Consider the following 13609-nt stretch of genomic DNA (forward strand, 5'->3'; position numbering starts at 1 on the left):
ACGCCGTGGGATTGGTAGATGCGGCCCTTGAAGCCGCGCTCGCGCAGGGTGATCTGGGGCATCGCGGCGGGGGTGCCGGAGGCGCCGACGAAAACCGCATCGGGCTTGGCGCTGATGATCTTCAGCACCTGGGCCTGCACGCTCGGGTCGGCGCGGCCGTAGCGCTCGGAGGCGACGATGTTGATCTTGCTGTCGGCGGCCTTGGTGAGCGCCTTGTGGAGGAGCTCGCCCCACGAATCCGAGAAGCCGATGAAGCCGACGGTCTTCACGTCACTCGCCACCATGTCATTGACGATACGCTGGACCATCAGGTCGGCGGAGGGCTCGGAGCGGAACACGAAGGCGCGCTTGTCGCCGGAGACATCCAGCGGGGCGACGGAGATCATCGGCACCTTCTCGGTGTTGGCCACGTCGGCCATGGCGGTGGCGGTGCTGATGAGGTTGGGGCCGAGGATGGCGTCCACCTTGTCCTCGCTGATCAGCTTGCGCACGTTCTTGACGGCGGCGGTGGGGTCGGTGGTGTCGTCGAGCAGGATGAAATTGATCTTCTCGCCGCCGACGGTGGTCGGGAACATCGACACCGCCTTGCGGGTTTCGGCGCCGAGGGCGGCGGCCGGGCCGGTCATCGAGGCGACGACGCCCACGTTGATGTCGGCCAGGGCAGGCATGGCGGCCAGGGCGCCGACGGTCAGCGCGAACAGGTTTTTGAGTTTGGTCATTATTGTCTCCTCGAGAAGTGGCTCTTCGGCTCTTGTGATGTGCGTTGCCAGACTGCAAGGCGTAGGCGGCAGAATGGCCTTATCTTCTTTTATGCCTTGATCAGCGTAATTGATTATAGGAAGCCGGTTTATTGGCTCAAACAATCAAAACAAAACGTCCACTTGTTGCACAATATTGATTTGACAGGGGCTTTCGACGATGCGCAAGGATGGCGGTGCCGAATACGCCGTGGTTCGCGGCCTCACCCGCGGGCTCGATCTGCTGAAGGCCCTGAACACCCAGGAAGGCGGTCGATCGACCCTCGCCCAGCTCTCCGAAGCCACCGGCCTGCATCGCACCACGGTGCGCCGGCTGCTCGAGACCCTGATCGCCGAAGGCTACGTGCGGCGCAGCCGCTCCGACGACCGCTACGTGCTGGCGCTGCACGTGCGCTCGCTCTCCGAAGGCTTCCGCGACGAGGACTGGATCGCCTCCATCGCCGCCCCGGCGCTGGGCGAGCTGCTGCAAACCGTGGTGTGGCCGTCCGATCTCGTCACCCCCCAGGGCGCGACGATGATCATCCGCGAATCCACCCACCGCTTCAGCCCGCTGTCCTTCCACCGGGCGATGGTCGGCCAGACCATGCCGACCCTCCTCACCGCCGCCGGCCGGGCCTTTCTGGCCTACTGCCCCGACGAGCAGCGGGAGCAGATCCTGCACATCGCCCGGGGCGGCAACGACGACCAGGCCAGGCTCGCCGCCGACGACCGCTTCGTGGCCAACATCATCGCCCGCACCCGCGACGCCGGCTACGCCAGCAACGACGGAGAATGGACGTCCCACCGCAAGATCGGCGCCATCGCCCAGCCGGTGAGGCACGCCGGCCGCCCGGTGGGCGCGATCAACATCGTCTATCTCAACAAGGCGGTCAGCCTGAAGGAAGCCATCAGCCGCTACCTGCCGGCACTGCAGAAGGCCGTCGCGCGCATCGAGGCGCAGCTCGCCGACCACCCGCCGCCGCCGCCCCAGGCCGGCTGAGCGATCCGGCACGGACTGCCCGGGCCTTACTTCACGCACAAATGTTGCACAGGAGGCGTATAAGGGATGCTACGCAGTGATGCACCGCAACAAAAGTGCTACGCTTTCCCGATCTGAATCAACACCCGCGCACCGCGAGAATCATCATGAGCGAAGTTGACCTCAAGAAATTCTTCCTCGAACAGGTACCCCTGTTCGCCAGCTTCCCTGCCGACAAGGTCGAGACCATCGTCAGCCAGTCCCGGCTGACCACCTACGAAGGCAACGAGGCGATGCTCGAGACGGGCGACGAGGCCCGCAACATCGGCATCGTGATCACCGGCCACGCCGAGATCTCCGTCACCGACAACACCGGCACCCGCACCGTCATCAGCCAGCTCGGCCCGGGCGACGTGTTCGGGGTGATGTCCACCCTCACCGGCGACCGCATCGCCGCCGACGTGATCGCGGGCAACCGCTGCTTCGTGCTGCTGATTCCGCAGGATGTGTTCAACCTGCACATCCTCACCAACTCCAAGGCCGTCGCCTACCTGTCGCACAAGCTCCTCGACCGGGTGCGCACCCTGTCGACCGACATGCTCAACAGCCAGCCGGGCCAGCCCGCCAAGGCCGACGACCCGTACTCCCTGTCGCTGCACACCGACTCCCCGGGCAAGGTGCTGGCCCTCAACGTGGGCATCAGCCAGATCCACTTCGGCATCTACGACACCCACGATCTGGGCTCCGACGTCCACGGCATCATCGACAACGCCGATCCGGCCATCTCGCGCGTCCGCGTGTTCGTGGGCACCCAGGTCCGCTCTGCCGAGCGCTCGCCCTTCCCGCTCACCGACCTGTTCCGGGTGATCGAGGAATCCACCCGCCTGCTCGGCGACGCCTTCGCCTTCCATCCCCACGACGTCACCGCCGTCGGCCACCGGGTGGTGCATGGCGGCAGCAAGTTCGCCAGCTCGGTGGTGATCACCCCGGCGGTCATCGCCGACATCGAGGCCCTGTCGGTGTTCGCCCCGCTGCACAACCCGGTGAACGTCGAAGGCATCCGCGAGGCCATGCGCCAGCTGCCCGGCGTGCCCCACGTTGCCGTGTTCGACACTGCCTTCCACCAGACGCTGCCGCCCTACGCCTACCTCTACGGCCTGCCCTACGAGCTCTACAAGCAGCACGGCATCCGCCGCTACGGCTTTCACGGCAGCTCCCACCGCTACGTGTCGCTGAAGGCTGCCGAAGTGCTGAACCGCCCGCTGGGCGAGCTGGAGATCGTCTCCTGTCACCTGGGGATCGGCGCCTCCCTTTGCGCCATCGACCACGGCCGCTCGGTGGATACCACCATGGGCATGACGCCGACCGACGGCCTCATCATGCCCAGCCGCTCCGGCAGCATCGACCCGGCGGTGATGATCCACCTGATGGAGCACAACAAGCTCTCCGCCGACGACCTGTCGGCGATGATCAACACCAACAGCGGCCTGAAGGGCATCTCGGGCATCTCCAGCGACATCCACGACATCGAAGCCGCCGCCAACGACGGCCACCACCGCGCCCTGCTGGCCCACAAGGCCTTCTGCTACCAGGTGCGCAAGAACATCGGCGCCTACGTGGCGGCGATGGGTGGCATCGACGTGCTGGCCTTCACCGGAGACGTGGGCGAGACCAGCGCCGCGGTGCGCAGCCTGGCCTGCCAGGGCCTCGGCTACATGGGCATCCGCCTCGACGAGGAGAAGAACCGCAACCTCGACCGGGTAGGCGACTACGCCATCATCTCCGCCGACGACTCGCCGGTCACCATCCTCGTCATCACCAACGACGACGAACGTCTGGTGGCCTGGGAAACCCTGCGCGCCATCGAGCGCAATGCGCTGTCGGTGGCCATGCGCGAAGATCAGGCCGAAGCGCCGATCCCCATCGAGATCTCCGCCCACCACGTGCACCTTTCACAGGCCGACGTGGACAAGCTTTTCGGCCCCGGCCACCAGCTCACCCCGGAGCACGAACTCTCCCAGCCGGGCCAGTTCGCCTGCGCCGAGAAGGTGCACCTCGTCGGCCCCAAGGGCCGCATCGCCAACGTCCGCGTCCTCGGCCCGACCCGCAAGGAAACCCAGGTCGAGATCGCCATGACCGAGCAGTTCAAGGTCGGCATCCAGCCGCCGATCCGCGAATCCGGCGACCTCGCCAACACCCCGGGCATCACCCTCGAAGGGCCGTTCGGCAGCACCACCATCGAGCGCGGTGTGATCTGCGCCCAGCGCCACATCCACATGTCGCCCGAAGACGCCCTGCGCTTCCGGGTGCGCGACAAGTACGTGGTGCGCGTGCGCGTCGAAGGCGAGCGCGAGCTGATCTTCGGCGACGTGGTGGTGCGGGTGAATCCGGCCTATCGGCTGGCGATGCACATCGACACCGACGAAGGCAACGCCGCCAACATCCGCACCGGCATGCTCGGCTACATCGAGGAAATCCAGAACCGCTACTGAGCGGCCCCCACCTCACAGAAACCGGCATCGCGCCGGCCCCGGGCCCCAGGGCTCGCGGCCGGCGCGATGCCGTTCACGACTCACTTCGGGCACGATCCATAACATTTTCAAATACTTCTCCGGACCGATTTCATGTCCGTCCGGATGCCTCGCGCGTATAATCGCCCGCTTCGCTCGACTGCTGCGCTGCAGCAAATCAACCCAGCGGCCACCCGCCTCCCGTCGAGCGCCCGATTCCCGCCCACGGAGAACGCGCGACCATCATGCGCCCTGACGCCTCAAGACTGCCCGCCATCGATGCCCTCAAGGCCATCGCCTGCGTGCTGATCGTCCTGCACCACCTCGCCTTCTACGGCCCCATGGCCGACGTCGCCAAGCCGCTGATGCCCGGCGTCATCGGCTTCCTCGACGAATACGCCCGGATGGCCGTGCAGGTCTTCCTGGTGGTGTCCGGCTTCCTGTTCGCCGGCAAGTTCGGCCCCGCGGCCCTGTCCGCCGCGCCGCTCAACCTGCTGATCCAGCGCTACACCCGCCTCGTGGTGCCCTACTCCGGCGCGCTGCTGCTGGCCATCGCCTGCTCGGCGCTCGCCGGCGTGTGGATGGAGCACCGCTCGATCTCCGACGTGCCCGATCTGGGCCAGCTCCTCGCCCACGTGCTGCTGCTGCACGACCTCCTCGACCAGGAAGCCCTGTCGGCCGGCGTGTGGTACGTGGCCATCGACTTCCAGCTGTTCGCCCTCGCGGTGCTGCTGCTGTGGCTGCCCGGCCGCGTTGCCGCCCTGCGCCCGCTGGCGCCGGCCCTTGTCGCCGCGATGACCCTCGCCGCGCTCTTCGGCTTCAACCGCGACGCCTTCTGGGACGAGACCGCGTTCTACTTCTTCGGCAGCTTCGGCCTCGGCATCCTCGCCGGCTGGGCCATCCGCCAGCCCCGCCCGGGCCTGTGGCTGGCCGCGCTGACGGTGGTGGCGGTCACTGCCCTGGCGGTGGATTTCCGCCCGCGCATTGCGGTGGCCACCGCGGTGATGTTGTTCCTGGGCCTCGCCGGCCGCAGCGGCTTCCTCTACACCATGCCGGTGCCGGCCGCGGTCAGCCGTCTGGCGCGCATCTCGTACTCGGTGTTCCTGGTGCACTTCCCCCTGTGCCTGCTGGTGAACGCCACCTTCATCACCCTCTTCCCGACCCACCCGATGGTCAACGCGATCGGCATGCTGGTGGCGCTGGGCATCAGCATCGTCGGTGGCGAGTTGTTCTACCGGGGCATCGAAAGCCGCCCCCTGCCGGTGCGCCTGCGCCTGCTGTTCCCGGCCGGCGTGGTCGCCGGCGGCTGGCTGGCCGCCCTGGCCCTCGGAGGCTGAGCCCCGCGGGCCACGCCCGCCCCAGCGTAAAACGCCGTCCCCCGGCTCCGGGCGACGGCGTTTTTCGTTGACCTCGCCCCGCTGCATCCGCAGCCCGCCAAACGCCGCCCGAGCCCCGCCACGCCTTGATCCATGCCGGCCGGGCACCCGGCCAGCCCGCTCCGGGCGCCGACCTCACACCACCACAAAAACCAGCAAAAACAAAGTTGTGCATATTGTGCACACTTTTGCATTTGCTTTTTGTGGCTGTGGACCACCCCCCTAGAATCGCCTCACCAACAAAAAAGACGCAGGGTGGAGACAGCCCCAAGGCAAGCGCAGGCCGCATCCCGGCCCGCCTTCTCCGCCCTCGCCTGTCGGCGCCGCACGGCCCGGTCCACACGCTGAGGAGCACGCATGTCCATCAAACTCAAATGCCTGTCGCACACGCCGCTGCGCGGGCTGAACGACCCGGGCGCCGACGTCGTCCGTGAAGTCGACACCGTCCTGGCCCAGGCCCGCGCCGAAGTGGAAGCCTTCGATCCCGAGCTGATCGTGATCTTCGCGCCGGACCACTACAACGGCCTGTTCTACGACCTGATGCCGCCGTTCGTGATCGCCACCGCGGCCGAATCCGTCGCCGACTATCAAACGCTCCCCGGCCCCCTCTCCATCCCCAGGGATCTGGCCCTGGAGATGACCAAGTTCATCCTCGATCAGGACGTGGACATCGCCCTGTCCCACCGCCTGCAGGTGGACCACGGCTGCACCCAGACCCTCGAAGAGCTCACCGGCAGCCTCACCCGTTACCCGGTGATTCCCATCATCATCAACTCGGTGGCGCCGCCCTTCGGCCCCTACCGCCGGGTGCGCAAGCTGGGCGAGGCGGTCGGCAAGTTCCTCGCCACCCTCAACAAGCGCGTGCTGATCCTCGGCACCGGCGGCCTCTCCCACGAGCCGCCCGTGCCGCTGCTGTCGGGCGCCCCGGACGAGATCGCCAACTTCCTGATCGCCGGCCGCAACCCCACCCCGGAAGCCCGCGCCGCCCGCCAGGCCCGCACCGTCGCCGCCGGCAAGATCTACGGCACCGACGCCTGCGCCCAGACCCCGCTCAACGAAGAATGGGATCTGGCCTTCATCGACCTGCTGACGAGCCGCCGCCTCGCCGAGGTGGACGACTTCCGGATCGACGAGATCTCGAAGGCCGCCGGCCGCTCGACCCACGAAGTGCGCACCTGGGTCGCCGCCTTCGCCGCCCTCGCTGCCACCGGCCCCTACGCCGCCCGCAAGGATTACTACCGCGCCATCAACGAATGGATCGCCGGCTACGGCGTGGTCAGCGCCGAACAGGCCTGAACCCGGCCCGCCCTGCCGCACCGCCCGACACACCAAAGGAGATTTGAACCATGAACGCTGCCGTTGAAACCCTCATCCCGTCCGAAGAAGAGATCGTTGCCCGCGCCGAGGCGCTGATCCCCTGGCTGCGCGAGCGCGCCGACGCCTGCGAGAAGGCCCGCATGGTCTCCCCCGAGACCATCCAGAAGTTCCAGGAAGCCGGCTTCTTCAAGATCCTCCAGCCCAAGCGCTGGGGCGGCTACGAGATGCACCCCAACGTCCTCAACAAGGTGCTGATGGAGCTCGCCCGCGGCTGCCCGTCCAGCGCCTGGAACGTGATGGTGCTGGGCGTGCATCCCTTCGAGGTGGGCCTGCTGCCCAGCCAGTGCGGCGACGAACTTTGGGGTGAGGACAACTCGCGCCTGGTATCGTCCTCCTACGCCCCCTTCGGCACCGTGACCCGCGTCGAAGGCGGCTACGTGCTCAACGGCGAGTGGCTCACCTCCAGCGGCTGCGACCACGCCGCCGGCGGCGCCTTCCTGGGTGGCCGCGTGGCCAACGCCGCGGGCGAGATCGAGTTCCGCTCGTTCTGGGTCCAGCGCGCCGACTTCGAGATCATCGACGACTGGTTCGTGGTGGGCCTCGCCGGCACCGGCTCCAAGAAGCTGTCGGTGAAGGAAGTCTTCGTGCCCGACTACCGCAGCCACGTCATCGGCGCCTACGACGACGACTCCCACGGCCACGTGAACAATCTCTACAAGATGCCGTTCTTCTACGTCTTCTACGCCGCCGTGTCGTCCGTTATCATCGGCATGGCTCGCGGCATGGTCGATCTCTACATCGAGCACATGGTGCCGCGCCAGAACATCAACCAGGCCGTTGGCGCCGCGGTTCAGGACCCGTTCATCAAGGCCAAGCTCGGTGAAGCCTATGCCAAGATCCTTGCCAGCACCTCCCGCGTGCTGCAGAACACCGAAGAAGCCTGGAGCTACGCCTCCAGGGGCAAGCTGGTCCCCCTGGACATCCGCATCCGCCACTTCGCCACCAACCAGTTCACCGGCGGCGAATGCTTCGACGCCGGCCACATGATCTTCAAGAAGACCTCCACCCGCGGCGTGTGGCTCAACTGCCCGCTGCAGCGCCAGCTGCGCGACCTGCTGGTGGGCGCCAACCACATCACCCAGAACCAGGACAACATCGGCGACCTGCTGGGCAGCCACCTGCTGGGCAACCCGCTGCCCAAGGTGAACCCCTTCGGCGTCAAGGCCTGATCCACCCGGCGGCCCGGCCACGCGCCGGGCCCTTTTTCATGAAGCCACCACACCACGAGAGAGACGAACCATGACCGACCTCACCAACGCCGTCGTCCATCAAAGTCCGGTCAGGGATGTGAAGACGCCGGGCCTTGCCGAACTGCCCACCGTGACGCCCGCCGAGCAGCGCAACGGCATGCGCCACCTGGCCGCCGGCGTGTCGATCATCAGCGCGGCCGACAGCGAGCGCAAGGCCGGCCTCACCGCCACCGCGGTGTGTTCCGTCACCACCGATCCGCCGCGGCTGGTGGTGTTCGTGAACAAGAACGTGGTGGCCTGCGAGATCATCCAGCAAAGCGGCGCCCTCGCCGTCAATGTGCTGGCCGGCGACCAGGAAGAAGTCGCCCGCGCCTTTGCCGGCATGGTCGAAGGCGTGCATGGCGACGCCCGCTTCGGCTACGGCAGCTGGGGCACCGCCATCACCGGCGCGCCGATGCTCGAAGGCACCCTGTCGAGCTTCGATTGCCGGGTCATCAAGATGTTCGACGAGAGCACCCACCACGCTTTTTTGTGCGAAGTGCTGACGGTGCGCGAGCGCAACGACGGCCAGGCGCTGGTGTATCTCAACGGCGCCTTCCGCAAGATCGACCAGTAAGCAGCCCGCTCCTCCTCGTGGGGCGACGGCCTCGCCGGGCGCCCTGCTTTCCGGTCCATCCCGCCCATTCCACCGGGCGCGACGGGCCGTGCTTTTTTAGGGACTCAGCCGGCCCGGGCGAGGGCGGCGTCCACGTCCACCTCATCCACGTGGTCGGCGCTCATGTGCGCCTCGGCGTATTCGCGGAACACCCCGGACTGCAGGAAGAGCGCGAACAGATCCGGGTCGATGTGCCCCTCGTCGCGCATCCGGGCCATGATGGCGATGGCCTCCGACAGGGTCTTGCCCTTCTTGTAGGGCCGGTCGGCGGCGGTGAGGGCCTCGAAGATGTCGGCGATCGCCATCATCCGCGCAACCGGGCTCATCTCGCCACCAGTGAGGCCGCGCGGGTAGCCCGTGCCGTCCATCTTCTCGTGGTGGCCGCCGGCGATCTCGGGCACCGCCCGCAGGTGCCGCGGGAAAGGCAGCGCGTCGAGCATCCGGATGGTCTGCACGATGTGCTCGTTGATGGTGTAGCGGTCCTCGTCGGTGAGGGTGCCGCGGCCCACCGACAGGTTGGTGAGTTCCCCGTGGTTGTGGCGCAGGGCCGGCACATTGAGGCGGAAACCCCAGCGGTTGTCCGGGGCGATCCGGTCATCCGGCCCGCGGGCCTGGCGGTGCTCGGGCTTGTCGGCGAGGAGCGTCTCGACGGCCGGCAGCGGCCGCTCCGGGCCAAGCCGCCGGCGCTCTTCTTCCGACAGCCCGAGGCGGTCGTCGAGGGTGCGCAGCCAGGTCTGACCGCCGATCTGGCGCAGGCGCTCCACGTCGGTCGCCGCCATCGCCTCGCCGCCCACGTTGCAGGCGGCCACGAAGGCGAAGTCGGCGTCGAGCCGGGCGTGGGCCCGCGCCAGCTCCGTGCGGGCCTCGGCGGGGTCGGCGCCCGCGGCGATGGCCTGCAGGCAGGCGATCTCGGCGTCGCGCTTCTTCACCTCGAAACGCATCCGGATCTCGTGGATGCGGTTGTAGCGCAGCTCCAGCTTGGTGGCCTTGTCGACGATGCTCTCGGGTGTCGCCACCTTGCCGCAGTCGTGCAGCCACGCGGCGATGTGCACGGCCTCCCAGTCGTCGTCGCCCAGCTGGAAATCCTTGAACGGCCCGTCGGTGGCGTCGCACGCGGCGCGGGCGAGCATCTTGGTGAGCACCGGCACCCGGGCGCAGTGGCCGCCGGTGTAGGGGCTCTTGGCGTCGATGGCGCCGGCGAGCATCTGGATGAATGATTCGAACAGGCGCTTCTGGGCACGGATCAGCGCCTGGGTCTCGACCGACAGCGCCGCCGCCCCCGACAGCGCCTCGACGAAATGCACCAGATCCCGCTGGGGCTCGGCGTCGAACCACAGCACCAGCAGGCCGATGCGGGTCTGGTCGCGGGCAAGGAGCGGCACCGCCAGATAGGCGAGGCGCGTGGTCTCGAGCGCCTCGGCGAGCCCCGCGCAGCTACGCCCGACGCCATCGGCGCCCACATCGACGCTGCCCACGCCGGAACGCGCCGCCGACGCCACCAGCCCGGCCATCGCGGCCCCGTCCGGCGCAGCGTCCCGCGGCAGGTTGGTGTCCCCCGCCCGGCGCAGCGAGGCGAGTTCGAGCGCGGCACCGTCGTCGTCGGCAAGATAAAGCACGCCGGCCCGGGCGCCGGTCACCGCTACGGTCTCGTCCACCAGCCGGGGCAGCAGGCGGTCGAAGTTCGACTCCCGTGCCATGGTCGCCGAGATGTCGAGGAAGTGGCGGACCGCCCCTTTCATCGAGGCCAGATCGGCGGCCAGGTCGTCCACCTCGCGCACCACCGAGCGGGTCGCCACGTCGGCGGTGAAGTCGAAGCTGCGGATCGCTGCGGTTTCGTCGGCCAGCGCGCGGATCGGCCGTGACACCAGCCTGGCGGTGAGATAGGTGAGGGGCAGCGTGGCCAGCATCACCAGCAGGGTTGCCAGCAGCGCGCGGTTACGCACCTGGCGGGCGTCGGTGAGGAGCTCGTCGTCGAGGATCATCACGCCGAGGCGCATCGGCCGCCCGCCCTGCACCGGCAGCCGGGCCACCGCTCCGTGCCAGCGCCGGCCGGCGGTGCTGAAGGCGGTGAGCGGCAGCTCGCCCTCGCCCGCCGGCGTCGCGGCCAGGGCCGTCAGCTGGCCATCGCCCAGATCGGACACCCGCGGCCGCTCGCCCTCTGCCCCGGGCCGCGCCTCGGGCAGCCAGCCGAGTTCGGAATAGGCAACCACCCGCTGCTCGTCGTCGAACAGCACGAGGTGCGAACCCGGCGTGATGCGCTGGCGGCGCAGGGTTTCGTCCAGCGTGGTGAGGCGGATGTCGGCGCCCACCACCGCGCCGCTGCCGGCCACCCGGTTCGCCACCGTCACGCCCAGCCGGCGGGTCGAGGCGAACAGGTAGGGCGCAGTCTGCACCGGCTCGCCGTGGCGCAGGGCTTCGGCGTACCAACTGCGCTGGCGCGGGTCGTAACCGCGCGGGTAGTCGGGCCGCAGCACGTTGCGCAGCTCGTTCAGGTCGGCATCGAGATAGATGAAGCGCCCCTCGTCGCCATCGATGCTCTTGATGAGATAGGCGGCCCCCGGCGGCGCGTCCACCAGCTTCCGGTCGCCGTCGTCGGCAAGGCGCAGCAGCATGAAGAAATCGCCGTCCCCGTAGCCCACGTAGAAGGCCGTCACCGACGGCGAGGCGATCAGCGCCTCACGCAGGCTCGCCAGCCCCTGGCGGCGCTCGGCGAGGGTCGTCGCCCGGGCCAGCGGTTGCAGGCCCAGCAGGCGCACCGTAGTGCCCACCGGGCTCAGGAGGATCTCGGTCTCGACCACCGTCTGGCGGGAGATGCGCACCAGCAGATCGCCCGCCGCCCGCTCCAGCATGTGGGCGCTGCGCGAGTACGACACCCACGCGATGCTCGCCCCCACCGCCAGCACCAGCAGGAAGAACAGGGTCGAGATGTGGACGTGGAGCGGGAAACGGAAACGGCGCGCCACGGAGCTGGATTTGCGGTGGTTCCCCATGGCGGCCTTTGTGTTCATTGGCCGGCCACGGCGCGGCGGTATTCGCCCGGCCGGGCGCCGGTCCATTTCTTGAACGCCCGGTGGAAGGCGCTGGCTTCGGCAAAGCCCAGGTCATGGGCGATGTCGAGCACGGATTTTTCGGAGTGGCACAGCTGGCTGATGGCCAGATCGCGGCGCAGGTCGTCCTTGATCGACTGGTACGACTGGCCCTCGTCGATCAGGTGCCGGCGCAGGGTGGATACCGAGCTGTGGAGCTGTTGGGCGAGGGTCTCGAAATCCGGCCAGGTGTCGGGCGGGATGTGCCGCAGCTGGCGCCGGATGCGCGCCACCAGGCCGTCGCTGTTGCGGTACTTGACCAGAAAGTTGGCGGGCGCGCTGCGCAGGAAGACTTTCATCGTGCGCTCGTTCTGCACGTTGGCCATGTCGAGGTATTCGGCCGGAAAGCTGATCGCCGTCTCGGCCTCGCCGAAGCGCAGGTCGGGCGAGAACAGCACCCGCCATTCGGCGCTGAAATCCGGCTCGGCGCAGCGAAAACTGGCGTGGTCGAGGGTGATGCGCCGCCCGATGAGCCAGCACGCCAGCCCGTGGAGGATGATCAGGAAGGTGCCGTAGGCAAACGCCCGCCGCGGCCCGGGCAGGCGCTCGGCGAGCACCACCCGGGCGGTGTCGCCGTCCCGCTCCAGCACGCCTTCGAAGTCGTCCAGCACCAGCCGGAAGAAACGCAGCGCCCGGCGCAGGGCGCGCTCCAGGGTGTCGCAGTGGATCACGCTGTGGCACAGCAGGGTGAAGCTGCCGGCCTTCATGGGGTGGGAATCCATCCCGAAGAACTCGTCGTCCAGCGCCTCGGCGATCAGATGCCACAGGGTGGCGTAATGCACCGACGACACCCGCGCCTGGGGCGCGTCGAGCAGCTCTGGAGAGATGCCCGCCTGCCCCAGCAGGCTGCCCACATCCAGCCCCTTTTCGCGCACTCCGGCCAGCGCCTCCAGCACGAAGGCGATGGAAATGGTGCCCTTGTCGGCGGTGGGTGCACGCATCGGGTTCGGAAAACCAGAAAAAGGGTGGGATCGAGCTGGACGACAGGCACACGCACCTGCCTTTTTGCTGCTCTGCAATGTGGCAAATTCTACCATTCACATTGATCGATTTCGGCATGGAAGCCAGCCCCGCTTGTGCCTAGAGTTCAGGGCCATTGCAGAGCGTGCCCGCCAGCCGGGCACAGCGCCTCATCCGATCAAAAAACACAACAGAAACAGGAGCGATTCATGGAGATCAAGGACAACGTTTTCGTGGTGACCGGCGGTGGTTCCGGCCTGGGTGCCGCAACCGCAAAGATGATCGTCGCCGCCGGCGGCAAGGTCGTGCTGGCCGACGTGAACAAGGAAGCCGGCGATGCCCTCGCCGCCGAGCTGGGCGCCAATGCCCGCTTCGTGGCCACCGACGTGACCGATGAAGCCAGCGCCAAGGCCTGTTTCGCCGCTGCCGTCGAGCTCGGCACCCTGCGTGGCCTGGTCAACTGTGCCGGCATCGCCCCGGCCGAGAAGGTCGTCGGCCGTGAAGGCCCCCATCGCCTCGAATCCTTTGCCCGCACCATCAACATCAACCTGGTCGGCAGCTTCAACATGATCCGCCTCGCCGCCGAGATCATGAGCAAGAACGAACCCAACGCCGGCGGCGAGCGCGGCGTGATCGTGTCCACCGCCTCCGTCGCGGCCTTCGACGGCCAGCTCGGCCAGGCCGGCTACGCGGCCTCCAAGGGCGGCGTGGTCGCCATGACCCTGCCCATCGCCCGCGA

At 68.0% G+C, this 13609-nt stretch carries 10 protein-coding genes; 7 read left to right on the forward strand and 3 right to left on the reverse strand.

Annotated elements, in window-relative coordinates:
* Positions 1–719, reverse strand: a 719-nt coding sequence (locus Q0672_RS01715) for an ABC transporter substrate-binding protein (RefSeq protein WP_298619074.1), incomplete at its 3' end; no start/stop codon positions are given.
* Positions 720–918: 199 nt separating this feature from the next.
* Between Q0672_RS01715 and Q0672_RS01720 the strand changes: the two genes are divergently transcribed.
* The 6 genes from Q0672_RS01720 (at position 919) to Q0672_RS01745 (ending at position 8785) form a co-directional block, all read left to right on the forward strand.
* A complete protein-coding gene (locus Q0672_RS01720; RefSeq protein ID WP_298619076.1) occupies positions 919–1737 on the forward strand; it encodes a DNA-binding transcriptional regulator in 819 nt (272 codons plus the stop codon).
* 146 nt (positions 1738–1883) lie between these two features.
* Positions 1884–4208, forward strand: a complete 2325-nt coding sequence (locus Q0672_RS01725) for an acetate/propionate family kinase (protein WP_298619078.1) — start codon at positions 1884–1886, stop codon at positions 4206–4208.
* Positions 4209–4471: 263 nt separating this feature from the next.
* Positions 4472–5563 carry an acyltransferase gene (locus Q0672_RS01730; protein ID WP_298619080.1) on the forward strand — a complete coding sequence of 364 codons (1092 nt, stop codon included), beginning with the start codon at positions 4472–4474 and terminating at the stop codon, positions 5561–5563.
* Between the two features lie 396 nt (positions 5564–5959).
* Positions 5960–6898, forward strand: a complete 939-nt coding sequence (locus tag Q0672_RS01735; protein WP_298619082.1) for a 3-carboxyethylcatechol 2,3-dioxygenase — start codon at positions 5960–5962, stop codon at positions 6896–6898.
* A 50-nt stretch (positions 6899–6948) separates the two neighbouring features.
* Positions 6949–8148, forward strand: a complete 1200-nt coding sequence (locus Q0672_RS01740; protein ID WP_298619084.1) for an acyl-CoA dehydrogenase family protein — start codon at positions 6949–6951, stop codon at positions 8146–8148.
* A gap of 70 nt (positions 8149–8218) precedes the next feature.
* Complete coding sequence (locus Q0672_RS01745) at positions 8219–8785, forward strand: flavin reductase family protein (RefSeq protein WP_298619086.1); 567 nt, start codon at positions 8219–8221, stop codon at positions 8783–8785.
* A gap of 104 nt (positions 8786–8889) precedes the next feature.
* On the opposite strand, the gene Q0672_RS01750 is transcribed toward Q0672_RS01745, so the two are convergent.
* Together Q0672_RS01750 and Q0672_RS01755 are read right to left on the reverse strand one after the other, a co-directional pair.
* Positions 8890–11832 carry an HD domain-containing phosphohydrolase gene (locus tag Q0672_RS01750; RefSeq protein ID WP_298619088.1) on the reverse strand — a complete coding sequence of 981 codons (2943 nt, stop codon included), beginning with the start codon at positions 11830–11832 and terminating at the stop codon, positions 8890–8892.
* Entirely contained in the window at positions 11829–12851 is a 1023-nt protein-coding gene (locus tag Q0672_RS01755) for an AraC family transcriptional regulator (protein WP_298619090.1), read from the reverse strand. The genes Q0672_RS01750 and Q0672_RS01755 overlap by 4 nt, the downstream gene beginning before the upstream one ends.
* Positions 12852–13079: 228 nt before the next feature.
* On the opposite strand from Q0672_RS01755, the gene Q0672_RS01760 reads away from it, so the two are divergent.
* Positions 13080–13609, forward strand: a 530-nt coding sequence (locus Q0672_RS01760) for an SDR family NAD(P)-dependent oxidoreductase (protein ID WP_298619091.1), incomplete at its 3' end; no start/stop codon positions are given.

Source organism: uncultured Zoogloea sp., assembly GCF_937894855.1.
Taxonomy (GTDB): domain Bacteria; phylum Pseudomonadota; class Gammaproteobacteria; order Burkholderiales; family Rhodocyclaceae; genus Zoogloea; species Zoogloea oryzae.

Excerpts from the sequence above, each read along its gene's own strand:
- Q0672_RS01720 (WP_298619076.1), top strand. The coding sequence starts at position 919 with ATGCGCAAGGATGGCGGTGCCGAATACGCCGTGGTTCGCGGCCTCACC.
- Q0672_RS01725 (WP_298619078.1), top strand. The coding sequence starts at position 1,884 with ATGAGCGAAGTTGACCTCAAGAAATTCTTCCTCGAACAGGTACCCCTG.
- Q0672_RS01730 (WP_298619080.1), top strand. The coding sequence starts at position 4,472 with ATGCGCCCTGACGCCTCAAGACTGCCCGCCATCGATGCCCTCAAGGCC.
- Q0672_RS01735 (WP_298619082.1), top strand. The coding sequence starts at position 5,960 with ATGTCCATCAAACTCAAATGCCTGTCGCACACGCCGCTGCGCGGGCTG.
- Q0672_RS01740 (WP_298619084.1), top strand. The coding sequence starts at position 6,949 with ATGAACGCTGCCGTTGAAACCCTCATCCCGTCCGAAGAAGAGATCGTT.
- Q0672_RS01745 (WP_298619086.1), top strand. The coding sequence starts at position 8,219 with ATGACCGACCTCACCAACGCCGTCGTCCATCAAAGTCCGGTCAGGGAT.
- Q0672_RS01750 (WP_298619088.1), bottom strand. The coding sequence starts at position 11,832 with ATGAACACAAAGGCCGCCATGGGGAACCACCGCAAATCCAGCTCCGTG.
- Q0672_RS01755 (WP_298619090.1), bottom strand. The coding sequence starts at position 12,851 with ATGCGTGCACCCACCGCCGACAAGGGCACCATTTCCATCGCCTTCGTG.